The organism is Streptomyces geranii, from assembly GCF_002954775.1.
Taxonomy (GTDB): domain Bacteria; phylum Actinomycetota; class Actinomycetes; order Streptomycetales; family Streptomycetaceae; genus Streptomyces; species Streptomyces geranii.
The window spans coordinates 14,441-39,590 of record NZ_PJME01000066.1; the positions used below are offsets into that span (position 1 = coordinate 14,441).

Sequence of the window (25,150 nt, forward strand, 5' to 3'; positions counted from 1 at the left end):
CCCCGCCCGGACGACGTCCCTGCCACCCCCGGAGGTGTCAACCATGAACAAGCAGCACCCATGCATCGTGGACCTGAGCGAGACCGAACCGAACCGCAGACGCGGCGGCGACCTGCGGGCCATGCTCACGCCCGCCACGGTGGGTTCCACCAGCGGCTTCATGGGCCTGGCCATCGTCCAGCCCGGTGAGCGCATCGGCGAGCACTACCACCCGTACTCCGAGGAGTTCGTGTACGTCGTCGCGGGGGCCCTCGAAGTCGACCTGGACGGCGAGACCCACGCCCTGCGGCCCGACCAGGGACTCCTGATCCCCATCGACGTACGCCACCGCTTCCGCAACGTCGGTGACGTCGAGGCCCGGATGGTCTTCCACCTCGGCCCGCTCGCCCCGCGCCCCAGCCTCGGGCACGTCGACACCGAGGTGACCGAGACAGCCTCGCCCGGCACGGAGTTCGCCGTCGGCGGGCCGGACCACGGACAGCTGTCCGAGCGAAGCGGGGCCATACGGTGACCCGCCGGGTGGCTGTCACCGGCATCGGTGTGGTCGCTCCCGGCGGTACCGGGACGACGGCGTTCTGGAACCTCCTCTCCAGTGGCCGTACCGCGACCCGAGGCATCACGCTGTTCGACCCGGCGGGCCTGCGCTCACGCATCGCCGCCGAGTGCGACTTCGACCCCCTCGCCCACGGACTCGACCCGACGCTCAGCCAGCACGCGGACCGCTACATCCAGTTCGCGATGGTCGCCGCCGACGAGGCGGTCCGCGACTCCGGGTTCGCCACCGGCGCCCAGGACCCCTGGCGGGTCGCGGTCTCCCTGGGCAGCGCCGTCGGCGGCACCACCCGCCTGGAACACGACTACGTCCAGGTCAGCTCGGGCGGACAGCGGTGGGACGTCGACCACCGCGCCGCCGACCCGGAACTGCACCGGGCGTTCTGCCCGAGCACCCTCGCCGCCACCGTCGCCGAGCAGTTCGGCGCCCAGGGCCCGGTGCAGACCGTCTCCACCGGCTGCACCTCCGGGATCGACGCGGTCGGCTACGCCTTCCACACCATCGAGGAGGGCCGCGCCGACATCTGCATCGCCGGGGCCTCCGACTCGCCGATCTCACCGATCACGATGGCGTGCTTCGACGCCATCAAGGCGACCTCGGACAACAACGACGACCCCGAGCACGCCTCCAAGCCCTTCGACGCCCGCCGCAACGGCTTCGTCATGGGCGAGGGCGCGGCGGTCCTCGTCCTGGAGGACTACGAACACGCCCGGGCCCGGGGCGCGCACATCTACTGCGAGATCGGCGGCTACGCCACCTTCGGCAACGCCTACCACATGACCGGTCTGACCTGCGAGGGACTGGAGATGGCCCGGGCGATCGACTCCACGCTCGACCAGGCCCGCCTCGACCCCACGCTGATCGACTACGTCAACGCGCACGGCTCCGGCACCAAGCAGAACGACCGGCACGAGACCGCCGCCGTGAAGCGGTCCCTGGGCGCGCACGCCTACGACACCCCCATGAGCTCCATCAAATCCATGGTGGGGCACTCCCTCGGCGCGATCGGCGCGATCGAGGTCGTCGCCTGCGTCCTCGCCGTCAAGCACCAGGTCGTGCCGCCGACGGCGAACTACGAGACACCGGACCCCGAGTGCGACCTGGACTACGTGCCGCGCACCGCGCGTGAACGCAGGCTCAGGAACGTGCTCTCCGTCGGCAGCGGCTTCGGCGGTTTCCAGTCGGCCGTACTGCTGACCGGGGTGGGCGGGAGGAAGCGATGAGCACCAAGGGCATGAGCAGCAAGGGCGTGAACAGCAGGGGGAGGACCCGCGGCTCACGCGCGGCCATCACCGGGATCGGGGTGATCGCCCCCAACGGTCTGCGGGCCGACTCCTACTGGAAGTCCGTCGGCGAGGGCCTCGTCGTCCTGGACACGATCTCCCGCGAGGGCTGCGACCATCTTCCGCTGCGGGTCGCGGGCGAGGTACGGGGCTTCGACGCGGCCGGTCTCATCGAGGAGCGGTTCCTCGTCCAGACCGACCGGTTCAGCCACTTCGCCATGGCCGCCGCCGCCCTCGCCCTCGACGACGCCGGCATCGGCCGGGGCGCGCCGGAGGAGCCGTTCGACATCGGCGTCGTCACCGCCGCCGGGTCGGGTGGCGGTGAGTTCGGGCAGCGCGAGCTGCAGAAGCTGTGGGGCCAGGGACCGCGGTACGTGGGCCCGTACCAGTCCATCGCCTGGTTCTACGCGGCCAGCACCGGCCAGATCTCCATCCGGGGCGGCTTCAAGGGCCCCTGCGGGGTGGTCGCGAGCGACGAGGCGGGCGGTCTGGACGCCGTCGCGCACGCCGCCCGGGCCGTCCGGCGGGGCACCGGCGCGGTGCTCGTCGGGGGAGCGGAGGCACCGCTCGCCCCGTACTCGATGGTCTGCCAGCTCGGCTACGCCGAACTCAGCACCGTCGAGGACCCGTCCCGCGCCTACCGCCCCTTCACCGAGGCCGCCTGCGGCTTCGTACCCGCCGAGGGCGGCGCCATGCTCGTCGTCGAGGACGAGCACCGCGCCCGTGACCGGGGGGCGCCCGTCCGGGCCGTCGTCGCCGGACACGCCGCCACCTTCACCGGCGCCTCCCGCTGGGACCGGTCCCGGGAGGGGCTCGCGCAGGCCATCAGGGGCGCTCTCGACGAGGCCGGATGCGCCCCCGAGGAGATCGACGTCGTGTTCGCCGACGCGATGGGCGTACCGGAGGCCGACCGCGCCGAGGCCGGGGCCATCGCCGACGCCCTCGGGGCGCACGGCTCCCGGGTCCCCGTCACGGCGCCCAAGACCGGCATCGGGCGGGCCTACTGCGGGGCGCCCGTGCTGGACATCGCGGCGGCGGTGTTCGCCATGGAGCACCGGCTGATCCCGCCCACTCCCAACGTGTACGACATCTGCCACGACCTCGACCTGGTGATGTCCCGCGCTCGCCCCGCCGAGCCGCGCACGGCCCTGGTCCTCAGCCGGGGACTGATGGGTTCCAACGCGGCGCTGGTAGTGCGCCGCGAAGACGACTCCGCCCGGTAGCACCGGACGGGACGAAGGAGACACCCGCATGATCACCACCGCAGTGACCTACGACGAGCTGGCCGACCTCATCAAGAGGGGCGCCGGAGTCAGCGTCGACCCCCGCGAACTGGAGCGCGCCTCGGACACCCCCTTCGGCATCCTCGGCCTCGACTCGCTGGGCATGCTCGGCATCGTCGGTGAGCTGGAGAACCAGTACGGGACCTCCCTGCCCCCCGACACCGAGCGGTGCAGGACGCCCCAGGAGTTCCTCGACCTCGTCAACAGCACCCTGAAGGCTGGAGCCTGACCGTGTCCGGACACACCGAGAACAGCATCACCGTCGACGCCCCGCTCGACCTGGTCTGGGACATGACCAACGACATCGAGAACTGGCCGAACCTCTTCACCGAGTACGCCTCCCTCGAAGTGCTCTCCCGGGAGGGCGACACGACGACCTTCCGGCTGACCATGTTCCCGGACGACAACGGCAAGGTCTGGAGCTGGGTCTCGGAACGCACCGTGGACCGCGCCGCCCGCACCGTCCGGGCCCGCCGCGTCGAGACCGGCCCCTTCGCCCACATGAACATCCGGTGGGAGTACACGGAGCTGCCCGGCGGCGTCCAGATGCGCTGGACACAGGACTTCGCGATGAAGCCCGAGGCCCCGGTCGACGACGACTGGATGACGGACAACATCAACCGCAACTCCCGTACGCAGCTGGCGCTCATCCGGGACAAGATCGAGCGGGCCGCCCGCGACCGCCAGAACGCGCCCCTGCCCCGCTGACCCCCTCGGCCAGAAAGGACGACACCCGATGCACCACGCCCTGATCGTCGCCCGCATGGCACCCGGCTCCGCGCCGGCCATCGCCGACCTGTTCGCCGGCTCCGACAGCGGTGAACTCCCGCACCTGGTCGGGGTCACCCGCCGCAGCCTCTTCCAGTACGGCGACGTGTACCTGCACTTCATCGAGGCCGACCAGGACCCGGCGCCGGCCATCGCGAAGGTGGCCGGGCACCCCGAGTTCCGGGGCATCAGCGACAAGCTGTCGGCGTACGTCTCCGCGTACGACCCGCAGACCTGGCGCGGCCCCAAGGACGCCATGGCGCACTGCTTCTACCAGTGGGAGCGCGACGCCCGCTCCTGAGCGACACAAACCCCGAGGCCGGTACCGCGACATTCGCGGTACCGGCCTCGGGGTTTGTACCGGAGGGGGGCTGATCAGCCGGGGATCGTGCACTCGAAGGCGTGCAGATACGCGTTGACCGGGCGGATCTCACCGATGACGAGGCCCGCGTCCGTCAGCCGGTCGACCATGCTCTGCCGGGTGTGCTTGGCACCGCCGACGTTGAGGAGCAGCAGCAGGTCCATGGCCGTCGTGAACTTCATCGACGGGGTGTCGTCCACGAGGTTCTCGATCACGACGACCCGCGCACCGGGCCGCGCCGCCCTGCGGACGTTGGCGAGCGCCCTGCGGGTGCTGTCGTCGTCCCACTCCAGGATGTTCTTGATGATGTAGACGTCCGCCTGTACGGGGATGTCCTCCCGGCAGTCCCCGGGCACGATGCTCACGCGAGCGGCGAGCGAACCGCCCTCGCGCAGCCGAGGATCGGCGTTGCCGACGACCCCGGGCAGGTCGAGCAGCGTGCCGTGCATCCCGGGGTGCTTCTCCAGCAGGCTGGCCACGACCTGGCCCTGACCGCCGCCGATGTCGGCGACCGAGGACACCCCGGTCAGGTCGAGCAGGTTGGCGACGTCCCGTGCGGACTGCTCGCTGGACGTCGTCATCGCCCGGTTGAACACGTACGCCGACTCGGGGGCCTCCTCGTTGAGGTACGAGAAGAACTCCCGGTCGTACATGTCCTCGAAGACGTTCCGGCCGGTGCGCACGGCCTCGTCGAGCTGCGGCCAGACGTTCCACGTCCACGGCTCGGTGCACCACAGGGCGATGTAGCGCAGGCTGTGCGGGTCGTCCTCGCGCAGCAGGCGGGACATCTCGGTGTGGACGAAGGTGCCGTCGGGGCGCTCCTCGAAGACGCCCTGGCAGGACAGCGCGCGCAGCAGCCGGCGCAGGGTCTTCGGCTGGGTCTTCACCGCCGCCGCGAGGTCCTCGACGGTGGCGGGCGTGTCGCCGAGGGCGTCCGCGAGGCCCAGCCGGGCGGCGGCGCGGACGGCGGCGGCGCAGGCCGCGCCGAACACGAGTTCACGCAGCCGCATGGGCGGCGGGGGAGCAGGGGAAGCCAGCGGAGCCGGGGGAGCCGGATCGACGGTTGTCATGTGTTGCCTCGCCTTCGTCGTTGTGCCGTGCAGGGGTTCGGGGGAGCGGGCGGACCGGTCAGCACAGTCCGGCGGGTGCGGAGACGCCGCAGGTGTTGTCGCGGAAGGTGTTGTTCCGGCCGGGGTCATGGTCGGCGAGATCCGCCGCGCCGTTGCGCAGGACAACGTTGTCGCGGATCTCGTTGTTCTCGTTCGAGGCGCCCACGAAGCTCTTGAACAGCACGATGCCGCCCGACAGCGGGGAGTCGCCCACGTTGTCCTCGACCCGGTTCTTCGTCACCAGCGTCTTCTCGGTGCCGGTGAGGACGATGCCCGAGCCCTGGAGGAAGGGCAGCCGGGGGGTCTTCGGACACAGCTTGTTGTTGGCGTGGATGTGGTTGCGGCGCACGGTCATCGCCCCGGCGCGCGGGGTGCCCTCGTCGCCGACGACGAACACGGCCGCGCAGTTCCCGGTCGCCTCGTTCCGCTCGACGGTCAGGTTCCGCAGCCGCCGCACCGTGACGCCGATCCGGTTGCCGGTCAGCCGGTTGTTGCTGACGACGGTGCCCTTGGAGTCCTGGGCGCCGTCCTCGCGGTCGATGGTGTTGGCGACGAAGAGCCCGGCGTCGCCGTTGTCCCTGGCGACGTTACGGCTGAACACACCGCGTACGGACCTCTCCTGGGCGAGGCCCCACTGGCCGTTCTGCTCGGCGGTCACGTTCTGCACCTTCAGCTGGTCGGTCCAGGTCGCCCACAGACCGTTCTTGGCGAAGCCCCGGATCGTCAGCGAGCGCAGGGTGATCCGCTTGACGGGGCTGTCCTTGGTGCCGATGACACAGATGCCGTTTCCGGCTGTGGCACAGGCGTTGTCGGCGGCGGCCGGGCCGGGCACCAGGACGGCGGGTCCGGCGACTGAGCCCCGCAGGGTCAGGTTCGACACGGTGATGCGGACGCTCTCCCGGTAGGTGCCGGGGGAGAGGACGACCGTGTCCCCCGGCCGGGCGGCGTCCACCGCCTTCTGGATCGACTCGCCGGGCTGTACCCGGTGTATTCGGAGTGCCTTCGGCGCCGTACGGGAATCCGCCGGCGCCGCGGCGCCCAGCCCCGAAACCACGACTGCCGCGACGCACACGAGGTGGGTGATCTGTCGTCTGGTCATATGCCGAAGCTAGGAGCGGGTGTTCCGGCCCGCCACCGCTGATCACCCAGGTGGGCCCCCGCCCGGCCCCGGGGGGTCAGACGAGATGGGCGAAGACGACCAGGTTCTCGGTGTAGTCCCTGGCCTTGTGGTCGTAGTCGCCGGCGCAGGTGATCAGCCGGACCTGGGCCCGCGGGGTGTCGGCGTAGACCCGCCGGTCCGGGAAGTCGTCCTTCTCGAACGTCTCGGCGCTGTCGACGAGGAAGACGGCCCTGCTCCCGTCGGACCGCTCGACGGCGAACCGGTCGCCCCTCTCCAACTCGCTCAGCTCGGCGAACACCGCAGGAGAGGTCGCCGTGTCGACATGCCCGGCGATGATCGCGGTGCCCGTCTCACCGGGGGACACCCCGTCGGCCTGCCAGCCCACCAGGTTGATGTCGTCGGCGGGCGGGGGTTCGAGCTGTCCCTTGCCGTTGATGGCCAGGCCGACGAAGGGGGCGTTCACGCCGATGGCCGGGATGAACAGCCGCAGCGGCCTGGCGCGCGGCAGATGCTTCCCGACGGGCCGTGGCGCGGCCGAGGCCTTCGGTGCGGCAGAGGCGGACGCGGTGGGTGCGTGCGCGGCGGCGCGGGGTGCGCGGGCGTCGTCGGACGGCTCGTCGTCGCCGGAGAAGGCGATGACCGCCGGGATCAGCAGAACGACCGACCACGCGGTCAGACGTACGAGAAGGCGCCGCTTCGACGGCACCGACGGGGACTCGACGGAGGAGGGCAACCGGGTTGCCATCGGGAACCACCTAACTGGAACACGGGCTGTGCGGGGGAGGGCCGAACCGGCCGGGCCGCCGCAGTGCGCACAGGCGGATGTGCGCACGCGACGGCCCCGGCTGCTATGACAGGCATCGGTTACGACACCCCGTCGGCCGCGTTCCTGCGGCGCATCGCGAAGGCACCCGCGCCGACGACCGCCAGGGCCGCCAGCCCGCCGGCCGTGACACCCGGGTTCGCGAGGGCGCCGCCACCGGTGTGCATGCCACCGCTGGGCTTCTCGTGCTTGGAGCCCCAGTCGCCCTTGCCGCTGCCCTCTTCCTTCGCGCTGGAGTCCCAGTCGCCGGAGCCCTTGGCGGCCGAGTCCTCCTTGCCGGCCTCCCAGTCCTTCTTGGTGTCGTCCGCCGCGGCGGTGTCGCCCTTGCTCCAGTCGTCCGCGTTCACCGAGGTGAGCGCGCCGCCGCCGGTGTGCATTCCACCGTTCGGCTTGTCGTGCTTGCCGTCCTTGTCGTGCTCCTTGCTGTAGGAAGAGTCACCGTGGTCCCAGTCGCCGCCGTCGGCGGCGAAGGCGCCGGGGGCTGCGATCGCGAGAGCGGCCGTGGCCGTCGCGGTAGCGAGGAGCAAGCGGGCAGAGCGCATGGTCTAGTCCTTCCGCCGCGGCCAGGACGCTGACGTGATGTCAGCCGATGGAACCCGACCCCGACGTGATCCACCGTCAGCCAGTCCCGCCCGACGCACCACTCGAGCCACCCACCCGACTGACCCGCACGGCGGCACCCGACCCACCGTCAGACCCCGCCAGCGGAGCGGATGACACACCGCTGACCAGGCATTTGATCGTCTGATCAGCAGTCACTTCCCGCCCGGGCCAGCCCCCGTACGCACAACCCGATCGGCGGCGCCACGAATGCGCCCCTGGGGTGGGAGGGGCCGCAGGCGCCCTCCCACCCCAGGGGCGCGGGGAACTGCGCGCCCAGCCACGACGAACCCGCACGGGCAACACAACCCGAGCCGCCCCCTCCGGGTACCGCCGCACGCCTGCTCACTCGTGGGAGATGGCCGCCAACACGTTCATCCGCGAAGCGCGAAGTGCGGGCAACAACGCCGCCGCGATACCGACGAACGCCGAACCCACCACCACCGCGACGATCGTGTTGAGGGGAATCGCCAGCACCTCCATCCCCTGCAGCGCCAGCACCCGCTGGATGCACACGCCCCACACCAGCCCGAGCCCGAGCCCCAGCACCGCGCCGAACACGGCGATGACCACCGACTCCAGCCGGATCATCCGGCGCAGCTGCCGCCGGGACAGTCCGATGGCCCGCAGCAGTCCGATCTCACGGGTGCGCTCCACGACCGACAGGGCGAGCGTGTTGACCACGCCGAGCACCGCGATGACGATCGCGAGCCCGAGCAGGGCGTACACGAGGTAGAGCAGGACCGCGATCTGGTTGCGGATCAGTTCCTTGTAGTCGGCCTGGTCACGCACCTTGACCTGCGGATACGGTTCGAGGGTCCGCTCCAGCGCGGGACGCAGCCGGTCCGCGCTCGTGCCGTCCGCCGCGTTGATGTACAGCGCGGAATCCTGCCCGCCTGGCACGTACTTCTCGGCGACGGCGATCCCGAAGTAGATCCCGCCCTGGGTGCCGAACCCCTCGGCGTTCTCCTGGTCGGTGAGGGCGCCGACCGTCAGCTCGGTCCGTTCACCGTCCGGGAACTCCACCGGCAGGACGGTGCCGACGCGGACGCCGTGGTCCTCGGCGTAGTCGGCGGACATCGCCAGGTGGCCGTCGGCGAGCGCGGCGGCCGTGTCGCCCTGTTCGTACGCGACCTTGGCGACGTCGTCCAGCCGCGGGTCGTACCCGGCGGCCGTCGTCTGCAGCCGCTTGCCGTCCGGTGTCCGCACCGCGACCGGCACGAACCGCTGGCGTACGACGAGCCCGACCCCGTCCGTGGCCCGCACCTTCTCGGCGACCTCCAGCGGGAACGGCAGGAAGCTGTCGTTCTGCACGACGAAGTCCGCGCCGAGCGTCTTGTCGATCTGCTGGTCGAAGGACGCGGTCATCGAGGCGCTGGCCACCGACATCCCGCCGACCAGGGCGAGGCCCACCATCAGCGCGGCGGCCGTGGCCCCCGTACGGCGGGGATTGCGCAGGGCGTTGCGCTGGCTCAGCAGGCCGACCGGGCCGTAGATCGCCGGGAAGGCGCCGCCGAGGACCCGGATGACCGGCCGGACCAGCAGCGGGCCCGCGATGACCGTGGCGACGAGGGTGAGGACGACGCCGAGTCCCAGGAGGGAAGCCGAGGTCGATGTCTCGGTGGCCGTGACACAGCCCGCGAGGGCGGCGACGCCGAGGGCTCCGACGATCGTGCCGACCACCGCCCGTACCCGCAACGGCCGTCCCACGCCCGCGATCTCGGCGTCCGAGAGGGCGGCCATGGGGGATACCGAGGCGGCCCGCCGGGCGGGTAGATAGGCGGCCACGAAGGTGACCCCGAGCCCGACCGCGTACGCCGACACGGGAGTTGGCCAACTCACCACCATGTCGGCCGACTTGAGGTTCATGCCGAAGGCGCTCATCAGCCGGATCAGCCCGGCCGCGAGCCCGATCCCGACGGCCAGGCCGAGCGTCGAGCCGACCAGCCCGAGCAGCACCGCCTCGGTCAGCACGGACCGGCGCACCTGCCTCCGGTCGGCGCCGAGCGCCCGCAACAGGCCCAGTTCGCGGGTGCGTTGGGCGATCAGCATCGAGAAGGTGTTGACGATCAGGAAGACCCCGACGAGCACCGCGATCCCGGCGAAGCCCAGCATCACGTACTTGATCACGTCGAGGAAGCCGCCGAGTTGCTCGGCGGCGGACTCGGCCTGCTCGGCGGCCGTCTCCAACTCGTAGTCGGTGGTGCCGATCCGGCTTGCGATACGGGCCTTCAGCTGCTCGTCGGTCACCCCGCTCGCGGCGGTCACCGAGATGCTCGTGGCCCGGTCCGGTGCGCCGAGGAGCATGGTGGGCGCGGTCTTCGGGTCCAGGAAGACCAGGGCCGCGCCCGGGTTGGTGGTGGTGAAGGTGGCGATGCCGACGATCTTCACCTCGAAGGACCCGGGCTGCGCCTGGACGGTGAGCGTGTCGCCGATGCCGACGTCCTTGCTGTCGGCGGTGTCCGCGTCCAGCAGGGCCTCGCCGTCGCCCTCGGGGGCGTGCCCGGAGGTGAGTTCGACCGGGCTGCGGTCGGTGAGGTACCAGTCGGTGGCGATGGTGGGGGCGCCCGAGGTCGGGGAGACCGACTCGTTGCGGTCGTCGACGACGGTGATGTTCTGGACGGAGGCGTCCGCGTGCGCCTCCTCGACGCCGTCGACCCCCGCGACCTCCTGGGCCAGCGAGGCGGGCACGGTCAGGGCCTCGCCGGAGGGCACCTGCGAGGTGAAGTCCTCGCGCGGGCCCACCGTGACATCGGCGGAGGTGGAGGCGAAGAGCCGGTCGAAGGTCCGGCTGACGGTGTCGGAGAAGATCAGGCTGCCCGCGACGAACGCCACGGACAGCACGATGGCGAGCGCGGAGAGCAGCAGCCGGCCCTTGTGCGCGAGGAAACTTCTGAGTGTTGCCTTCAGCACGGGCGGTCAGTCCTCGTCGGTGGGCTCGTCGGTGGCTTCGGTGACGGGCGTCCCGTCGGGCGCGGGGGTCTGCGGCTGGGACTGTCCGCCGGAGAACAGGCGCATGCGCTCCAGGACCGCCTCCGCCGTGGGCTCGGGCATCTCGTCCACGATCCGGCCGTCGGCGAGGAAGAGCACCAGGTCGGAGTGGGCGGCGGCGCCTGGGTCGTGGGTCACCATGACGACGGTCTGCCCGAGGTCGTCGACGGCCTCGCGCAGGAAGCCGAGGACTTCGAGCCCGGCGCGCGAGTCGAGGTTGCCGGTCGGCTCGTCCGCGAAGATCAGCTCGGGCCGGGAGGCGAGCGCCCGGGCGCAGGCCACGCGCTGCTGCTGACCGCCGGACAGTTGGGCGGGCCGGTGCTTCAGCCGGTCCCGCAGGCCCAGGGTGTCGATGACCTGGTCCAGCCACTTCTGGTCGGGCTTCTGGCCCGCGATGTCCATCGGCAGGGTGATGTTCTCGACGGCGTTCAGTGTCGGGATCAGATTGAACGACTGGAACATGAACCCGATCCGGTCCCGCCTGAGCCGGGTCAGCTCGCGCTCCTTGAGTCCCGTGATCTCCGTGTCGCCGAGCCACACCTGCCCCGCCGACACGGTGTCGAGCCCCGCCAGACAGTGCATCAACGTGGACTTACCCGAGCCGGAGGGCCCCATGACGGCGGTGAAACGCCCGCGCGCGATGTCCACGTCGACCGAGTCGAGGGCGAGCACGGCCGTCTCTCCCGAGCCGTAGGCCTTGGTCAGCGCACGGGCGCGGGCCGCGGTGCCGCCCGCCTGCGCGTGACCCGGGGCGTGCTCCACAGCGGAAGTGGACAAGGCTGCCTCCTTCGGTGGCTCTCCCGTGTTCCTTGTCCCGGCCGAGCGTAGTGTGACGAGGCGCACACCAGGTATCCCTTTTCCGTCTTGGGTACCCTTGCCGGTGCTAGCACTCGCGCGCTAGCGTCTAGGTATGGCGAAGACTCAGCTGAACGTCCGGGTCGAAGAGGGCACCGCCAGGGCGGCGCGCGAACAGGCGCTGGCCCGCGGGATGAGTGTCAACCGCTACATCGAAGAGCTGGTCAAACAGGACACCGGCGAGGCGGGCCACACCTTCGTGGAGGCCGCCGCCGACTTCATGAAGCAGTACGAGAACGTCTTCGCCGAGGAGTTCGGCGCGAACCGTGAGGGCAAGCGCGAAGGTCGTCACTGACCCCTTGGACAACAACGACCAGTTCCGGATCGACCTCGCCTGGCTCCTGATGATCGCCGAGCGGAAGACGCCCGGAGACCCCCAGGTATCCGACTGGGGCGCTCTCGTCGCCGCCGTCGCCCGCCACGAGGCCGAGATATTCGACATCCCCGTCTACGACAACCCACACGCCCGGGCCGCCGCCCTCCTCCAACTCCTGCTGCACGTACCGGCGTTGGAGCGCTCCAACGCGCTCTTCGCCTCCGCGGTCGCCTACGCCTACCTGATCGCCAGCGGGGTCAAGGTCGTCACCTCGCCCGAGCAGGTGCGCGACCTGGCCCGCCTGGTGAAGAGCGGCGACGCCTCGGTGCACGACATCGCGCGCGAACTGCGCCAGTGGAGCCTGTGAGCCGCCTCGGACGGTGCGCGGTGTCGCCCTGCGCGACCGCGCACCGTCCGCTGTCGTCCTGCGGCGCCCGCGATCAGGCGACGAAGTCGCGGACCTGCTCGTAGACGCCGTGGTCGTTGTTCATCTCGTCGTGCGAGATGCAGCCGACCTCGACGTTCGTGGCGCCGCTCAGGATCGCGGTGGTGTCCGGGGTGAGGGCCTCGTCGCAGTTCGACCAGTAACTCGCGTACGACACACTGCCCGGCGTCTCGTCGCCCGAGTTCAGCGCGGTCAGGAATGAACTTCCCGTGTACATTTCCGCACACGAGGTGTACAGCCAGGAACACCAACCGGCCACCGTCGTCCCGTGGTTGGTGCCCGCGGTGGAGACGAAGTCGTCGACGTACGCCGTCCCGCCGAGGTTCTTGAGGTAGTAGCGAGCGCTGAGCGCGCCCATCGAGTGGACGACGAGGTCGACCTTCGAGGCACCCGTCGCGGCCAGAACTCTCTTGACCTCCGTGGCCAGTTGCTGGGCCGTCGTGACGTTCGACTGGGACCACGAGTACGACCAGGCGTCCAGCTCGGCGGCCGTGTAGCCGTCGGCCTTGAAGTCGGCGACCCAGTCGTTCCAACTGCTCGACGAACTGCTGAGACCGTGCACGAAGACGACCGGATTGTGGGTTGCGGCCTGGGCGGGCGTCGCGGTGAGCGAGAGGGACAGGACCATCGAGGACACGACAGCCGAGACGGCTGCCGTGACGCGTCGCATGCGGCGCTGCATGGTGCCTCCTGGTATGGGCGGGGTTGGCTGGAGTGTCAGGCCGGGTCTACGCGCGCCGCATCGGTGAAATCGCCGGTCTTTACGCACCTTGTAACTCGCCAGTAACGTGAGTTGTGTGGTGACCTCGGTGAACCCCCCGCCTCTGCCGCACACTTCGCCACCGCAGCTCACGGACGCGTGGCAGCAGCTCGGCCCCCCGCTCCCCGAAGGCGTCCGCGTGCGCGTCCTCTGTGCCGCGTACGGCGATCCGCGCGCCGCCGCCGAACTGGTCCCGCTGCTCACCGAACGGCAGGCGGCCGGACTCGACCCGCTCCCCGCCGAACCCGCCGCCCTCGCCCCCGAACTCCTGCGCGCACACCGCCGGGAGATCCGCGCCCTTCCCGACGACACCCGCGCGCTGCTCCTGCTCGCCGCCGCCGACCAGCACCCCGTACAGACCCACGCCTTCCTGCGCGCCGTCACCGCCGCCTGCCTCGACACCCGTGCCCTGGACGCCGCCGAGACCGCCGGGATCGCGCACGCGGGGGTCAGCGGTGTCGTCTTCCGCGACGCGTGGACCCGCATCGCGGCGTACGAGTCCGGGTCCTCGGCGGACCGACGGGACGCGCACCGGCTGCTGGCCCGGGTCCTGCACGGCGAGGGCGAGATGCCCCGCCGCTCCTGGCACCGGGGCGCCGGCGCCCTCGGCCCCAGCGCACGCCTCGCCGCCGAACTCGGCACCGCCGCGAACGAGGCCCGCGCGCTCGGCGACCACGCCCTGGCCGGCGCCCTCGGCGAACGCGCCGCCGCCCTCGCACTCGACCCGCGCGAACGTTCCCGCCTCCTGTCCCGGGCCGCCGCCGACGCCTGGCACCGGGGCGCAGGCGACCGGGCCCGAGGCCTGCTGACCGCCTCCGACGAGAGCGCGCTGAACGGCATGCTCGCCCTGCGCGCGGGCAACGCGACCGAGGCGTTCGACGCCCTGCTGTCGGCCGCCGTACGGCATGCGCGGGCCGCGTTGGAGCAGGGGAGCGGAGGCGGGCGCGGAAGCGGGCGCGTGCCGAATCGTTCCGCTGAGGATCAAGGGCCTGGCGATGGCCGGACGGAACGATTCGGCACGCCGGACGACCCGTACCCCTACCCGTACCCCTCCCGGTACTCGCCCTCGGACTCACAGTCCCCGCGCGGTGTCCCGAACCCCGCCCTGGACGTCGCCGTGCACCTACTGGCACGTGCCACCGAGGCCGCCGTCTACACCGGCGACCTCCGCCGCTGCCGCGAGGCGGCCACCGTCGCCGCCCGGCTCGGCATCATCCCGCCCGGCACCCTCGCCGGACTCGCCGCCGCCGTCGAGGGCCGGTACGAGGACGCCCGCAACCTCCTCAAGGCCGCCGCCGGGCGCTGCGGTCCCGGTGGCGACCCCACCCTGCTCATCCACTCCGGCATCGCCTCCCTGCTCCTCGGCGACCACTCCGGCGCCGAACGCGCCACCGTCCGGGCCGCCGCCTCCGCCCGCGCCCGGGGCGAGACGGTCACCGTCCCGCAGGCCATGGAGTTCCGGGCCTACGCCGACTTCTGGACCGGACGCTCGCACGCCGCCGAGGCCGCAGCCGCCGACGCCCTCTGGCAGGCCTACGCCACCGGCCAGGACAACGGCGCCTGCCATCTCCAGGCCGCCCTCGCCATGTTCGCCGCGGTGACCGGCGACGGCGAGGTCTGCCGGGAACGCGCCACGGCGGCCCGCACCTACGCCCGCGCCCACGGCCTGGGCCTGCCCGCCGCCCTCGCCCTCTGGGCGCTCGCCTTCCTGGACCTCTCCACCGGCCGCTTCGAGAGCGCCGCCGCCCGGCTGCGCGCCCTCGCCGGCTTCGGCCCCGGGCACGGCCACCGCGCCATCCGGCACCTGGCCACCCCGCACTACGTCGAGGCCGCCGTCCGCACCGGCGACACCCGCGTCGCGCGGGCCGCCCACGCCGACTACGACCGCTGGGCCGTCGCCGTGCGCAGCGCGGACGACCTGGCGCTGAGCGCCCGCTGCCGTGCGTTGCTCGCGCCTGGCGCGGAGGCGGTCGACCACTACCGCACGGCTCTCGACCTGCACGCCCACGGCACGCGTGACTTCGAACGGGCCCGTACGGAGTTGCTGTTCGGGAGTGCGTTGCGGCGGCTGCGGCAGCGGACGGAGGCGCGTGACCGGCTGCACAGCGCGCTGGAGGCGTTCGAGACGTTCGGGGCGCCGCACTGCGCGACGCAGGCGCGGGCGGAGTTGCGGGCGCTCGGGGCGCCGGTGACTGTTGTGGCGGGGGTGGTGGATTTCGCTGCGCGGCTTACGGCGCAGCAGTTGATGGTGGCGCGGATGGCTGCGGACGGGGCGACGAATCGGGAGATCGCTGTGCGGCTGGCGTTGAGTCCGCGGACTATTGATCACCATCTGCGGGGGGTGTTCTCGCGGTTGGGGATTCGGTCTCGGATCGAGTTGGTGCGGTTGCTTGGGGAGGAGGGGTTGTGAGTCGGCTTTCCGCCGGTGGGGGCTGGGCGCGCAGTTCCTCGCGCCCCTAAAAGCAGCCTTCCCGCGCCGTGAAATCCAGGGCACCCCATGTTCCGCCCAGCGTCGGGGCCAGCCAACTTGGCGCCAGTGTGCGGAAGTCGGTCGGGGGTAGTGTCCCGGACCCCGCTGGTACCGCACCTAGCAAGGGTGCTCCCGCCACCACCGGCAGGTCCGCCAGGTTGCAACGGGATGCCAGGTCCGGGGAGTTGGGCCAGCTGCCGATGACCACGCCCGTCAAGTGGATGTCTCTGCGGGCGAGTTCACATGCCGTCAGCTCTGTTGTGTTGAGAGTGCCCAGGCCCGCCGAGGCGACAACCAGTACCGGAGCGCTCATGAGTTGGGCGGCGTCCGCCAAGGTCGTGCCCTCCTCGTCGAAGCGGACCAGCAGGCCGCCCGCGCCCTCCACCAGGACCAGGTCGTACTCGGCGGCCAGTTTCGCCGCCGCCTCCGCCACCTCCGCCGGGCGTACCGGGGGCATCGAGGCTCGGCGGGCCGCCGTCGCGGGGGCCAACGGGTCGGGATAGCGGGCGAGTTCGAGGGTGTGTACCTGGCCTGCCAGGCGGGCCACCTCGTCGGCGTCGCCTCGCTCGTCCGGGCGTAGGCCTGTCTGGGCCGGCTTGAGCACGGCCACCGTTCGGCCCGCCGCGAGGGCTGTCGCGGCCACGGCGGCTGTCGTGATCGTCTTGCCGACCTCTGTGCCCGTGCCCGTGATCACCAGGATCGGCATGGTCATCCCTCCTGCGCTGCCGCGCACACCGCGCGCGTGATCCGGGTCAGGTCCTCGTCGCCGGTGACATACGGCGGCATCGTGTAGACGAGGTCGCGGAACGGGCGCAGCCACACGCCCTCGCGCGCCGCCGCCGCCGTGGCCGCCGCCATGTCCACCTCGTGGTCGAGCTGGACCACTCCGATCGCGCCCAGCACGCGTACGTCCCGGACGCCGGGAAGGTCCGCCGCCTCCGCCAGGCCCTCCCTCAGGCCTGCCTCGATCCGTTTGATCTCCGCCCGCCAGTCCTGGTCGAGCAGCAGGCCGATCGAGGCGCACGCGACGGCAGCCGCCAGGGGGTTGGCCATGAACGTCGGGCCGTGGGCGAGCACCGGGACCTCGCCGCGCGAGATGCCCTCGGCCACCCGGGGTGTGCACAGGGTCGCCGCCATCGTCATATAGCCGCCGGTCAGCGCCTTGCCCACGCACATCACGTCCGGGGTCACCGCCGCGTGCTCCGCCGCGAACAGCGCGCCCGTGCGCCCGAACCCGGTCGCGATCTCGTCGAACACGAGCAGCACGCCGTACTCGTCGCAGGCCTCGCGCAGCACCCGTAGATAGGTGGGGGAGTGGAAGCGCATGCCGCCCGCGCCCTGCACCACCGGCTCGACGATCACGGCGGCCAGTTCGTCGGCGTGCCGCTCGATCGTCGCGCGGAGGTGGTCGGCGTACGACTCGTCGAAGTCCGTCGGTGGGGCGTCCGCGAAGATCTGGTGGGGCAGGACGCCCTGCCACAGTTCGTGCATGCCGCCCTCGGGGTCGCACACGGACATCGGGTGCCAGGTGTCGCCGTGGTAGCCGCCGCGCCAGGTCAGCAGGCGCTGCTTCGACGGGCGGCCGGTCGAGCGCCAGTACTGCAGGCACATCTTGACCGCCACCTCTACCGACACCGATCCCGAGTCGGCGAGGAAGACGTGTTCGAGGCCGTCCGGTGACAGGTCGACAAGGAGTTTCGCCAGGCGTACGGCGGGCTCGTGGGTGAGGCCGCCGAACATGACGTGGCTCATCCGGCCGAGCTGCTCGCGCGCCGCCTCGTTGAGCACCGGGTGGTTGTAGCCGTGGATCGCCGACCACCAGGACGACATCCCGTCGACCAGCTCGCCCGAACCGTCCGCCAGCCGGAGCCGCACCCCGCTCGCCGACTCCACGACGAGCGGTTCGACCCGGCCCGGCATCGGCCCGTACGGATGCCAGACGTGCCGCCGGTCCAGGTCGAGCAGCTCCGACAGGGGAAGGTCAGGCATTGGGCGCGAGGTCCGTTCCGGCACCTCGGCGGCGTACGGTGACCAGGTCCGTACGGGGTTCGCTCAGCGTCGGCGTGGCCGGGGCGGCCGTACCGCAGACACCGCCGCCACCCTCGTGCGAGCCGCACCCGCCGCCCGTGGACCCGGCGGATTCGTGGGAGCCGCAGCCGCCGCCCACCGTCGCCCGGTGCTCCGGCAGTGTCACCTGGCCGGTGCCCTCGATCTCGAAACCGGCGTCGGCGATCATGTCGAGGTCGGCCTGGCCTGCCTGGCCCTCGGTGGTGAGGTAGTCGCCGAGGAAGATCGAGTTGGCGAGGTTGAGGGCGAGGGGCTGCATCGTGCGCAGATGGACCTCACGGCCGCCCGCGATCCGGACCTCCACGTCCGGGCAGACGAACCGGACCATCGCCAGGATGCGCAGACAGCGCTGTGGGGTGAGGTTCCACTCCTTGGCCAGCGGGGTGCCCTCGACCGGGATGAGGAAGTTGACCGGAACCGAGTCCGGGTCCAGGGCGCGGAGCGAGAAGACGACGTCGATCAGGTCCTCGTCGGTCTCGCCCATGCCCGCGATCAGGCCCGAGCAGGCGGACAGGCCGGCCGCGTGCGCCTTCTGGACGGTGTCGACCCGGTCCTCGTAGGTGTGGGTGGTGGTGATCTCGCCGTAGGTCGCCTCGGACGTGTTCAGGTTGTGGTTGTAGGCGTCCGCCCCGGCCTCGCGCAGGCGTTCGGCCTGGCCGTCGGAGAGGAGCCCGAGACAGGCGCACACCTCCACGCCCTCGTTCTGGTCCTTGATCGCCTTGATCGTGCCGGCCACCCGGTCCACGTCCCGGTCCGTCGGACCCCGCCCGGACGCCACGAGGCACACCCGCTTGGCACCGCCCGCCAGCCCGGCCGCCGCGGCCTTCGAGGCCTCGTCCGGCTTCAGCCAGGTGTATTTGAGGATGCCGGTGGTGGAGCCGAGGCGCTGGGAGCAGTAGGAGCAGTCCTCCGGGCACAGGCCCGATTTGAGGTTGACCAGGTAGTTGAGTTTCACGCGGCGGCCGAACCAGTGCCGGCGCACCTTCCCGGCCGCGGCCACCACATCGAGCAGATCGTCGTCGGAGGTGGCCAGCACGGCCAGCGCCTCTTCACGGGTCGGCAACTCGCGCCGCAGTCCCTTGTCCACCAGCGTCGTCAGCAGGTCCATGGAAGCCGATCCTGACGTATTCGACGGGCTGAGGGAAAGGCGAGTTCGTACAAGAGAGGGGCTTCGACGTGTGGGTATTGCCACATCATGGGTGACGGGACCGCCCGCTAGTGTCTGTCCACTGCCTACAAACGTGTCGCTGCTCGGAGGACCCATGGCGTTCGGCTGGATCGACGAGCAGGCCGAGGCGCGGCGGCGGGCCGGGCTCGTACGGAGTCTGCGACCGCGGCCCGCCGACTCGCCGCTTCTCGACCTCGCGAGCAACGACTATCTGGGCCTGGCCCGGCACCCCGAGGTCACCGAGGGCGCCGCCCGGGCCGCCCGGCGGTGGGGCGGCGGAGCCACCGGATCGCGGCTCGTCACCGGCAGTACGGAACTGCACGCGGAACTCGAACGCGAACTGGCCGATTTCTGCGGCTTCGAGGCCGCCCTCGTCTTCTCCTCCGGCTACGCGGCCAACCTCGCCGCCGTCACCGCCCTCGCGCCGCACGGCTCCCTCGTCGTCTCCGACGCGGGCAACCACGCCTCCCTGATCGACGGCTGCCGCCTGGCCCGGGGCACCACCCAGGTCGTCGCGCACGCCGACCCGGACGCCGTCCGCAAGGCGCTCGGCACGCACACCGGGCCCGCCGTGGCCGTGTCCGACACCGTCTTCTCGGTCGACGGGGATGCCGCTCCGCTCACTCGACTCGCCGCCGTCTGCCGGGAGTTCGGCGCGGGGGTGGTCGTCGACGACGCGCACGGGCTGGGGGTGCTCGGCGAGGGCGGGCAGGGGTCGGCGTACGCGGCCGGGCTCGCGGGGGCGCCGGACGTCGTAGTGACCGTCACGCTGTCCAAGTCGCTCGGGAGTCAGGGGGGTGCCGTGCTGGGACCCGCTCCGGTGATCGAGCACCTCGTCAACGCGGCCCGGACCTTCATCTTCGACACCGGACTCGCCCCGGCCGCTGCGGGCGCCGCCCTCGCGGCCCTCACACTGCTGCGCCGCGATCCCGAACGGGCCGCACGCGCGCGTGCCGTGGCGCGCGAACTGCACACCCGGCTGACGGATCTGGGGCTGTCGGCGGTGAGGCCGGACGCGGCCGTCGTCTCCGTGCGCGCGCCGTCCCCGGAGGAAGCCGTGCGCTGGGCGGCCGACTGCCGGGCCGCCGGAGTGGGCGTGGGCTGCTTCAGACCGCCGTCCGTGCCCGACGGGATCTCCCGGCTGCGGCTGACCGCCCGCGCGGACCTGTCCGAGGAACAGATCGCACGGGCGGTACAGGTGATCGGCGAGAGCCGACCGCAGATCCGCGGTCCCTTGTCTTCGTGATGCGGTGCCTCTAGCGGTGTCTCTGTGACGCGGTGTCTCGGTAACGCTGTTGATCAGTGACACGCGACCATGAGTCGGCGGACCACGGCCGTGCGTCCTGGGGCGATCACCTGAACGCGGTGAGGAAGCCTGTCCAGCTCTCGGGGGAGAAGAGCAGGACGGGCCCTGACGCGTTCTTGGAGTCGCGTACGGCGAGCGGTCCGGACCGGACAGCCATGTCCGGGCGGGCCGTCTCCACACAGTTGTTCGCGCCGGTGCTGTAGCTGCTGCGCAGCCATTGCACACCGGGCGGTTCGACGACGGACGTTATGTTCCGAGGCAGTGCGGTCATGGTGCCTCCTCACACGCCGTGTTGCAGACCGGCGATGAAATCCAACGAATCCTCGGGCGAAAGGGCGTGGATCTGAAGGGTGTTGAAGGCCTCGCTGTAGGCCTGGAGGTCTTCTTTCCGTTCGAGGTAGAGGCTACTCATCATCTGGTCTAGAACAACCACATCCAGGTCAGAAGTGCTCGGAAAAGAGAAGATAACGAAAGGACCGGTGATGCCGATGTATGCCCCTGCGGCGAACGGCAGGATCTGAAGCCGCACTTGGGGCAGGAGTGCCGCGTCCATGAGCCGTTCCAGCTGACGCGTCATCACCTCTGGGCCGCCCACTTCACGGCGCAACACCGCTTCGTCGAGGACCGCGCTCAGGGCCAGCGGCGGATCGGAACGCAGTACGTCCTGCCGGGCCAGCCGGACCTCGACCAGGGCGTCGAGCCGGGTCTCCTCCAGGCCGTCCACGGCGGCCCGGGTCACCGCGCGGGCGTACTCCGGGGTCTGCAGCAGCCCCGGGACCACCGAGGTCTCCAGCGTGCGCATCGTGCTGGCCTGCGACTCCAGGCTGATGAAGTCCCGGTAGGTGGGCGGCAGTACGCCGCGGTAGGCGTGCCACCAGTGGTGCCGGCCGCCCTCGTCACCGCCCGCGAGGACGAGCAGCAGCTCGCGCGACTCGTCGTCCGGAACCCGGTAGGCGTCCAGAAGTAACCGGACGTCCGCGGGCTTCACCCCGCTGGCGCCGGTCTCGATCCGGCTCACCTTCGACTGGTGCCAGCCCACCAGACGGGCCGCCTGGCCGCTCGTGAGGCCGGCCCTGGCACGCAGCGCGCGCAGTTCGGCACCCAGCTTTCGACGGCGCACGGCGGGTCCGTACTGCATGGGCCACTCCTTACTCCTATTGAGCCGCCCAAATACGCTCTGGGGTCGCAGAGTTCACCGCTTCGAGCGACAGATATATGCATATCTTGGTGGATCGCACCCCGTGACCGGCGCGGGAATGGCAGTCTGGCGCGAAGCACCAGTCCGGGACCGTACTCGAACCAGCCGCTCCGTGTCGGGATCCGGTTCCGTGGGAAAGGGACGACCTCGCCATGGCAGACCACCTGGAAGCATCCGTCACTCTGCCGAGCGATCCCGCCTCGGTCTCCGCCGCCCGCGCCTATGTGGCCGACGTACTGGCGGAATGGGGTCTGCCGAGTGACAGCGAAGCCGCCGACAGCATCCGTCTGATCGTCTCGGAACTCGCCACCAACGCCGTACAGCACACCTTCGGGTTGTCACCCACCTTCACGGTGGACATCGCCCTCGACCGTGACGAACAGCTCCGCATCGGGGTGACGGACAGTCACCCCCGCTTCCCGAAACGCCTGCCCGCCGCCGTGCAGCAGGACAACGGCCGGGGGATGGTCATCATCCGCTGTCTGACCGCCGAGTCGGGCGGCAGACTGCGCGTCCACCCCACGCGCGAGGGCGGCAAGACGGTCTCCATCGAACTCCCGTGGACAGCCCCGGCCAGGCCCCCGGTACCGGTGGCGGGCCAGCAGGAGCCGTAGCGGTTCGGCCTACGAAGGCTGCGAAGCACCGCCGTGCGCCCGCCCGAAAGCGCCCCGCAGCAGGGCCCGGAAGGCGTCCGCCGCCGGTGCCGTCTCGCCCGTGCGGCGCACGACCGAGATCGTGCGGCGCAGATCGCCCGGTTCCAGCAGGCGCGTGCCGACCGGGGTGACCGCCGTCCGCGCGACCATCTCCGGTACGACCGCCACCCCGAGGCCCGCGCTGACCAGCGCGCACACCAGGGCGTACCCAGGGGTCGCCACCAGCACCGACGGGGTCGCGCCCGCCCGGGCCAGGGCCGCCTCCACGCCCCGGCGGGGCGGATGGTCCGGCGCCATGCTGACCAGCGGCTGGCCCGCCAGTTCGGCCAGCGGCAGCCTCGACGCCTCCCCGGCCAGCACATGGCCCGGCGCGGTCACCAGGACCAGCTCCTCCACGAGGACCGGCTCGGCGGTCACCGACGCGGGCAGTGGCGCGGGTGGCGCCGGTTCATAGGTGTGCGTGAGCGCGAGATCGACCTCCCCGGCGGCTACGGCGGCCACCCCGGCCGGCGGTTCGCAGTCCGCGACCGACAGCTCCACGTCCGGATGCGCCCGGCGGAACGCGCTCAGCACCGGCGGCAGCAGCTGGATCCCGGCCGACTGGAAGGTGCCGAGCCGGAGCCTGCCGCCCGACAGCCCGGTGAGCCCGGCCAGTTCGTGCCGGGCCCGCTCCAGCTCGTCCAGCACCCGGCGGGCCCGCGCCACCAGCAGTTCGCCCGCGGGTGTGAGCCGGGCGCCCCGGTGATGCCGTACGAGAAGTGCCGTGCCCGTCTCCCGCTCCAGCTTGGCGAGTTGCTGCGAGAGCGCGGGCGGGGTGTAGCCGAGGCGCTCGGCGGCCCGGGTGATGGACCCGGCCTCGGCGACCGCCACGAGAGCGGCGAGGCGGGTGGGGTCGTACATCCGGGCGCTCCAGGCTTAATGATTGCTTAAGGCAGACCCAGGATATTCGACATACCTGTTTAAGGCCCGGCCGATGCACGCTGGACGTCATGGACGCACAGCTCATCGCCTTCACCGGGGTCGCCGCGGGCATGGTCGCCATGCCGGGGGCCGACTTCACCGTCGTCGTGCGCAACTCCCTGGTCTCCCGCCGGGCCGGGGTCGCGTGCGCGCTCGGCGTCGCCGGCGGGCTGCTGCTGCACACCGCGCTGGCCGTCGCCGGGGTCGCCGCCGTGCTCACGGCGGTGCCCGCGCTCTTCCGCGCGCTGCAACTGCTGGGCGGGGCCTATGTGCTGTATCTGGGGGCGCGGACGCTGTGGTCGCTGCGCGGGCCCCGGAAGGTCGTGGAGGGCGGTGCGCCTGTCGCCGTACGTCCGCTGCGTCAGGGCTTCGTCACCAACGCGCTCAATCCCAAGGCACCCATCACGTTCCTGAGCCTGCTGCCGCAGTTCGTGCCGGCGGGCGCTCCCGCCCTGCCCCGGACGCTGCTGCTCGCGCTGATCATCGTGGCGCTGGCCCTGGTGTGGTTCCCGGCGGTGGCGCTTCTGGTGGACCGGCTCGGCCGGTGGCTGCGCCGGCCGCGGGCCGCCCGGGCCGTCGAGACGGTCACCGGCACCGCGCTCACGGTCCTCGGGGTGCTGCTCCTGCTGGAGCCGCTGCCGGGCCTGTGAGGGGCCGGCGGGCCCCGGGGCGGTACGGCGGCTCCGGAAACCGCCGTACCGCTCCGGGCGGGTCAGCTGACCCGGCCGTACCAGACGCTCTTCGTCCAGATCTTCTGGAGCCGCACCACATCCCCGGTCTTGGGGGAGTGCCAGATCTTGCCCTTCCCGGCGTAGATGCCCACGTGGTAGACGTTCGAGCCCGAGTGGAAGAAGACCAGGTCCCCGCCGCGGCGGTTCTTGGCGGAGATGTGCTTGGTCTTGTTGTACTGGGCCGCCGCCGTACGAGGCAGGGACTTGCCCGCCTTCTTGTACGAGTAGAGCGTGAGCCCGGAGCAGTCGAACCTGTTCGGTCCCGCGGCGCCGTACTTGTACGGGGAGCCCTTCTTGGAGGCCGCGATCTGAAGTGCCTTCGTCGACGGTGCGATCGCCGCGGCTTCGGTCGCGACTCCCGGGATCACCAGGGTGCCGCCCACTGCGGCGAGCGTGAGGGCCGAGGCCGTACCGGCCCGGGTCATCATCGACGGAACACGATTGAGCGCAGACATGCGCAACCCTTCGTCAGCCGCCTGTGAAGGATGACCTGTCGGATTCGGGCTGGCGAAGTTGCCCGGCCGCTGACGCGGCTTCACCCCAAGGGCTGCTCGGCGCGGTCATGGCGTGACCGTTCCGGCGACCCGTCGTGCTTGGGTCCTCCACTCCTGCCGATGCACATCTGTCGACCAATCATCCGGGCGGCGGCAGGACTCGGCGTCCGCCCGGATCGCCCCACCGTTGTGGCGGGGGCTTGTCGTCAGGAAGGGATCTTGGCTCATGGAAGTAGGAAAATCCCAATGGAATCAGGGCTTTGTGGCGTTACTCACCCGTGACCCATTCGGGTGGACACCCGTACCCCCGGGCCGATTTGACGGCGGTCGCGCACCCCCGGACCAGCGCGGAGACCTCGCGATTGCGACCGTGTACCACGCGCGTCGCGCAAGTCGGGCGGGCCGGTCGGGGGACCGGGGACTACGCCGAACGGGGGATCTCGTCCGGTCACTTCCCGGCTCGTTCCGGACAGGCCGTCGCCGGGACGGACGGGCCCGGCCGATGCGGGTCCGCCGACCGGGTGGGTCAACCGGCGGGCTCGCGCGGAACCGTGACACGCGCCGTGCGGCGCTCCCCGTCGAGAACGCGCAGCGCACGCGCCAGCGTATGGGCATGCACCTCCGCCTCGCCACGCTGATGCATCAATTCGAGCGCGTCCCGCAGCGCGACCGCCTTGGCGACGAGCGCCTGCGCGGCCCGCAGTCCGCGGTAGGTGTCGCCGTGGTAGGCGGGGTTGATACGGCCGAGCAGATCGGCCACTTCGAGGTAACGGTCGATCAACTCGCCCTCTGCGCGGGTCAGTGCGGGCAGCGGAGGCAGTTCGGGCGGAAGCATC

Annotated in this window: 27 protein-coding genes and 1 riboswitch; of the genes, 12 read left to right on the forward strand and 15 right to left on the reverse strand. The window is 71.4% G+C overall.

The window, feature by feature from the left end; all coding sequences use genetic code 11:
* Window positions 1-43 precede the first annotated feature (43 nt).
* The 6 genes from CW359_RS40790 to CW359_RS40815 are packed head-to-tail and all read left to right on the forward strand — an operon-like array spanning window position 44 to window position 4,188.
* Window positions 44-511, forward strand: coding sequence for a cupin domain-containing protein (locus CW359_RS40790; protein ID WP_105975305.1), 468 nt, complete (start codon window positions 44-46; stop codon window positions 509-511).
* Window positions 508-1,776, forward strand: coding sequence for a beta-ketoacyl-[acyl-carrier-protein] synthase family protein (locus tag CW359_RS40795; protein ID WP_105975306.1), 1,269 nt, complete (start codon window positions 508-510; stop codon window positions 1,774-1,776). The genes CW359_RS40790 and CW359_RS40795 overlap by 4 nt, the downstream gene beginning before the upstream one ends.
* Complete coding sequence (locus CW359_RS40800; protein WP_408647578.1) at window positions 1,773-3,059, forward strand: beta-ketoacyl synthase N-terminal-like domain-containing protein; 1,287 nt, start codon at window positions 1,773-1,775, stop codon at window positions 3,057-3,059. The genes CW359_RS40795 and CW359_RS40800 overlap by 4 nt, the downstream gene beginning before the upstream one ends.
* Window positions 3,060-3,087: 28 nt before the next feature.
* On the forward strand, window positions 3,088-3,348 hold the full coding sequence (locus tag CW359_RS40805) for an acyl carrier protein (RefSeq protein WP_105975307.1): 261 nt from the start codon (window positions 3,088-3,090) through the stop codon (window positions 3,346-3,348).
* 2 nt (window positions 3,349-3,350) lie between these two features.
* Entirely contained in the window at window positions 3,351-3,827 is a 477-nt protein-coding gene (locus CW359_RS40810) for an SRPBCC family protein (RefSeq protein WP_105975308.1), read from the forward strand.
* Window positions 3,828-3,855: 28 nt separating this feature from the next.
* Window positions 3,856-4,188: a TcmI family type II polyketide cyclase gene (locus CW359_RS40815; RefSeq protein WP_105975309.1), complete on the forward strand. Its 333-nt coding sequence runs from the start codon at window positions 3,856-3,858 to the stop codon at window positions 4,186-4,188.
* A 74-nt stretch (window positions 4,189-4,262) separates the two neighbouring features.
* Here CW359_RS40815 and CW359_RS40820 read toward each other — a convergent pair whose 3' ends face one another.
* From CW359_RS40820 to CW359_RS40845, 6 genes are all read right to left on the reverse strand, one after another.
* Window positions 4,263-5,318: a methyltransferase gene (locus CW359_RS40820; protein ID WP_105975310.1), complete on the reverse strand. Its 1,056-nt coding sequence runs from the start codon at window positions 5,316-5,318 to the stop codon at window positions 4,263-4,265.
* A gap of 58 nt (window positions 5,319-5,376) precedes the next feature.
* Window positions 5,377-6,456, reverse strand: coding sequence for a right-handed parallel beta-helix repeat-containing protein (locus CW359_RS40825; protein WP_105975311.1), 1,080 nt, complete (start codon window positions 6,454-6,456; stop codon window positions 5,377-5,379).
* A gap of 76 nt (window positions 6,457-6,532) precedes the next feature.
* Window positions 6,533-7,222: a class F sortase gene (locus tag CW359_RS40830; protein WP_105975312.1), complete on the reverse strand. Its 690-nt coding sequence runs from the start codon at window positions 7,220-7,222 to the stop codon at window positions 6,533-6,535.
* Window positions 7,223-7,341: 119 nt separating this feature from the next.
* A complete protein-coding gene (locus CW359_RS40835) occupies window positions 7,342-7,842 on the reverse strand; it encodes a hypothetical protein (protein WP_105975313.1) in 501 nt (166 codons plus the stop codon).
* A 403-nt stretch (window positions 7,843-8,245) separates the two neighbouring features.
* Window positions 8,246-10,813 (reverse strand): ABC transporter permease, encoded by a 2,568-nt coding sequence (locus CW359_RS40840; RefSeq protein WP_105975314.1) that lies wholly within the window; start codon window positions 10,811-10,813, stop codon window positions 8,246-8,248.
* A gap of 6 nt (window positions 10,814-10,819) precedes the next feature.
* The gene (locus tag CW359_RS40845; protein ID WP_105975315.1) at window positions 10,820-11,668 is read right to left on the reverse strand and encodes an ABC transporter ATP-binding protein; all 849 of its coding nucleotides are present in this window, start codon (window positions 11,666-11,668) and stop codon (window positions 10,820-10,822) included.
* Window positions 11,669-11,801: 133 nt separating this feature from the next.
* Between CW359_RS40845 and CW359_RS40850 the strand changes: the two genes are divergently transcribed.
* Both CW359_RS40850 and CW359_RS40855 read left to right on the forward strand, forming a co-directional pair.
* Window positions 11,802-12,041 (forward strand): toxin-antitoxin system HicB family antitoxin, encoded by a 240-nt coding sequence (locus CW359_RS40850; RefSeq protein ID WP_105975316.1) that lies wholly within the window; start codon window positions 11,802-11,804, stop codon window positions 12,039-12,041.
* 49 nt (window positions 12,042-12,090) lie between these two features.
* Complete coding sequence (locus CW359_RS40855) at window positions 12,091-12,429, forward strand: fic family toxin-antitoxin system, toxin component (RefSeq protein WP_105975338.1); 339 nt, start codon at window positions 12,091-12,093, stop codon at window positions 12,427-12,429.
* A gap of 73 nt (window positions 12,430-12,502) precedes the next feature.
* On the opposite strand, the gene CW359_RS40860 is transcribed toward CW359_RS40855, so the two are convergent.
* On the reverse strand, window positions 12,503-13,189 hold the full coding sequence (locus tag CW359_RS40860) for an esterase/lipase family protein (protein WP_105975317.1): 687 nt from the start codon (window positions 13,187-13,189) through the stop codon (window positions 12,503-12,505).
* Between the two features lie 118 nt (window positions 13,190-13,307).
* Between CW359_RS40860 and CW359_RS40865 the strand changes: the two genes are divergently transcribed.
* Complete coding sequence (locus tag CW359_RS40865) at window positions 13,308-15,677, forward strand: helix-turn-helix transcriptional regulator (RefSeq protein ID WP_408647579.1); 2,370 nt, start codon at window positions 13,308-13,310, stop codon at window positions 15,675-15,677.
* Between the two features lie 46 nt (window positions 15,678-15,723).
* Here the strand turns inward: CW359_RS40865 and bioD are convergent, their stop codons facing one another.
* Genes bioD through bioB form a run of 3 tightly spaced genes read right to left on the reverse strand, consistent with a single transcriptional unit; the run spans window position 15,724 to window position 18,912 of the window.
* Window positions 15,724-16,443: a dethiobiotin synthase gene (bioD, locus tag CW359_RS40870; RefSeq protein ID WP_105975319.1), complete on the reverse strand. Its 720-nt coding sequence runs from the start codon at window positions 16,441-16,443 to the stop codon at window positions 15,724-15,726.
* Between the two features lie 2 nt (window positions 16,444-16,445).
* Window positions 16,446-17,726 (reverse strand): adenosylmethionine--8-amino-7-oxononanoate transaminase, encoded by a 1,281-nt coding sequence (locus CW359_RS40875; protein WP_105975320.1) that lies wholly within the window; start codon window positions 17,724-17,726, stop codon window positions 16,446-16,448.
* Window positions 17,719-18,912 carry a biotin synthase BioB gene (gene bioB / locus CW359_RS40880; RefSeq protein ID WP_105975321.1) on the reverse strand — a complete coding sequence of 398 codons (1,194 nt, stop codon included), beginning with the start codon at window positions 18,910-18,912 and terminating at the stop codon, window positions 17,719-17,721. The genes CW359_RS40875 and bioB overlap by 8 nt, the downstream gene beginning before the upstream one ends.
* 154 nt (window positions 18,913-19,066) lie before the next feature.
* Between bioB and CW359_RS40885 the strand changes: the two genes are divergently transcribed.
* On the forward strand, window positions 19,067-20,218 hold the full coding sequence (locus CW359_RS40885) for an 8-amino-7-oxononanoate synthase (RefSeq protein ID WP_105975322.1): 1,152 nt from the start codon (window positions 19,067-19,069) through the stop codon (window positions 20,216-20,218).
* A 106-nt stretch (window positions 20,219-20,324) separates the two neighbouring features.
* On the opposite strand, the gene CW359_RS40890 is transcribed toward CW359_RS40885, so the two are convergent.
* A complete protein-coding gene (locus CW359_RS40890; protein ID WP_105975323.1) occupies window positions 20,325-20,549 on the reverse strand; it encodes a DUF397 domain-containing protein in 225 nt (74 codons plus the stop codon).
* Window positions 20,550-20,558: 9 nt separating this feature from the next.
* Window positions 20,559-21,416, reverse strand: a complete 858-nt coding sequence (locus CW359_RS40895; protein ID WP_105975324.1) for a helix-turn-helix domain-containing protein — start codon at window positions 21,414-21,416, stop codon at window positions 20,559-20,561.
* A 212-nt stretch (window positions 21,417-21,628) separates the two neighbouring features.
* Here CW359_RS40895 and CW359_RS40900 point away from each other — a divergent pair, with 212 nt between their 5' ends.
* Window positions 21,629-22,090 (forward strand): ATP-binding protein, encoded by a 462-nt coding sequence (locus CW359_RS40900; RefSeq protein ID WP_105975325.1) that lies wholly within the window; start codon window positions 21,629-21,631, stop codon window positions 22,088-22,090.
* 9 nt (window positions 22,091-22,099) lie between these two features.
* Here CW359_RS40900 and CW359_RS40905 read toward each other — a convergent pair whose 3' ends face one another.
* On the reverse strand, window positions 22,100-23,029 hold the full coding sequence (locus CW359_RS40905) for a LysR family transcriptional regulator (RefSeq protein ID WP_105975326.1): 930 nt from the start codon (window positions 23,027-23,029) through the stop codon (window positions 22,100-22,102).
* 89 nt (window positions 23,030-23,118) lie between these two features.
* On the opposite strand from CW359_RS40905, the gene CW359_RS40910 reads away from it, so the two are divergent.
* The gene (locus CW359_RS40910) at window positions 23,119-23,739 is read left to right on the forward strand and encodes a LysE family translocator (RefSeq protein ID WP_105975327.1); all 621 of its coding nucleotides are present in this window, start codon (window positions 23,119-23,121) and stop codon (window positions 23,737-23,739) included.
* A gap of 62 nt (window positions 23,740-23,801) precedes the next feature.
* Here CW359_RS40910 and CW359_RS40915 read toward each other — a convergent pair whose 3' ends face one another.
* Both CW359_RS40915 and CW359_RS40920 read right to left on the reverse strand, forming a co-directional pair.
* Window positions 23,802-24,275 (reverse strand): C40 family peptidase, encoded by a 474-nt coding sequence (locus tag CW359_RS40915; RefSeq protein ID WP_105975328.1) that lies wholly within the window; start codon window positions 24,273-24,275, stop codon window positions 23,802-23,804.
* Between the two features lie 3 nt (window positions 24,276-24,278).
* A riboswitch (cyclic di-AMP (ydaO/yuaA leader) is annotated at window positions 24,279-24,458 on the reverse strand.
* A gap of 382 nt (window positions 24,459-24,840) precedes the next feature.
* Window positions 24,841-25,149, reverse strand: a complete 309-nt coding sequence (locus CW359_RS40920; RefSeq protein WP_105975329.1) for a hypothetical protein — start codon at window positions 25,147-25,149, stop codon at window positions 24,841-24,843.
* Window position 25,150: the final 1 nt, after the last annotated feature.

Excerpts from the sequence above, each read along its gene's own strand:
- CW359_RS40835 (WP_105975313.1), bottom strand. The coding sequence starts at position 7,842 with ATGCGCTCTGCCCGCTTGCTCCTCGCTACCGCGACGGCCACGGCCGCT.
- CW359_RS40855 (WP_105975338.1), top strand. The coding sequence starts at position 12,091 with ATGATCGCCGAGCGGAAGACGCCCGGAGACCCCCAGGTATCCGACTGG.
- CW359_RS40895 (WP_105975324.1), bottom strand. The coding sequence starts at position 21,416 with ATGCAGTACGGACCCGCCGTGCGCCGTCGAAAGCTGGGTGCCGAACTG.
- CW359_RS40910 (WP_105975327.1), top strand. The coding sequence starts at position 23,119 with ATGGACGCACAGCTCATCGCCTTCACCGGGGTCGCCGCGGGCATGGTC.
- CW359_RS40790 (WP_105975305.1), top strand. The coding sequence starts at position 44 with ATGAACAAGCAGCACCCATGCATCGTGGACCTGAGCGAGACCGAACCG.
- CW359_RS40800 (WP_408647578.1), top strand. The coding sequence starts at position 1,773 with ATGAGCACCAAGGGCATGAGCAGCAAGGGCGTGAACAGCAGGGGGAGG.
- CW359_RS40885 (WP_105975322.1), top strand. The coding sequence starts at position 19,067 with ATGGCGTTCGGCTGGATCGACGAGCAGGCCGAGGCGCGGCGGCGGGCC.
- CW359_RS40815 (WP_105975309.1), top strand. The coding sequence starts at position 3,856 with ATGCACCACGCCCTGATCGTCGCCCGCATGGCACCCGGCTCCGCGCCG.
- CW359_RS40825 (WP_105975311.1), bottom strand. The coding sequence starts at position 6,456 with ATGACCAGACGACAGATCACCCACCTCGTGTGCGTCGCGGCAGTCGTG.
- CW359_RS40860 (WP_105975317.1), bottom strand. The coding sequence starts at position 13,189 with ATGCAGCGCCGCATGCGACGCGTCACGGCAGCCGTCTCGGCTGTCGTG.
- CW359_RS40905 (WP_105975326.1), bottom strand. The coding sequence starts at position 23,029 with ATGTACGACCCCACCCGCCTCGCCGCTCTCGTGGCGGTCGCCGAGGCC.
- CW359_RS40900 (WP_105975325.1), top strand. The coding sequence starts at position 21,629 with ATGGCAGACCACCTGGAAGCATCCGTCACTCTGCCGAGCGATCCCGCC.
- CW359_RS40820 (WP_105975310.1), bottom strand. The coding sequence starts at position 5,318 with ATGACAACCGTCGATCCGGCTCCCCCGGCTCCGCTGGCTTCCCCTGCT.
- CW359_RS40875 (WP_105975320.1), bottom strand. The coding sequence starts at position 17,726 with ATGCCTGACCTTCCCCTGTCGGAGCTGCTCGACCTGGACCGGCGGCAC.
- CW359_RS40805 (WP_105975307.1), top strand. The coding sequence starts at position 3,088 with ATGATCACCACCGCAGTGACCTACGACGAGCTGGCCGACCTCATCAAG.
- CW359_RS40890 (WP_105975323.1), bottom strand. The coding sequence starts at position 20,549 with ATGACCGCACTGCCTCGGAACATAACGTCCGTCGTCGAACCGCCCGGT.
- bioD (WP_105975319.1), bottom strand. The coding sequence starts at position 16,443 with ATGCCGATCCTGGTGATCACGGGCACGGGCACAGAGGTCGGCAAGACG.
- CW359_RS40915 (WP_105975328.1), bottom strand. The coding sequence starts at position 24,275 with ATGTCTGCGCTCAATCGTGTTCCGTCGATGATGACCCGGGCCGGTACG.
- CW359_RS40830 (WP_105975312.1), bottom strand. The coding sequence starts at position 7,222 with ATGGCAACCCGGTTGCCCTCCTCCGTCGAGTCCCCGTCGGTGCCGTCG.
- CW359_RS40920 (WP_105975329.1), bottom strand. The coding sequence starts at position 25,149 with ATGCTTCCGCCCGAACTGCCTCCGCTGCCCGCACTGACCCGCGCAGAG.
- bioB (WP_105975321.1), bottom strand. The coding sequence starts at position 18,912 with ATGGACCTGCTGACGACGCTGGTGGACAAGGGACTGCGGCGCGAGTTG.
- CW359_RS40850 (WP_105975316.1), top strand. The coding sequence starts at position 11,802 with ATGGCGAAGACTCAGCTGAACGTCCGGGTCGAAGAGGGCACCGCCAGG.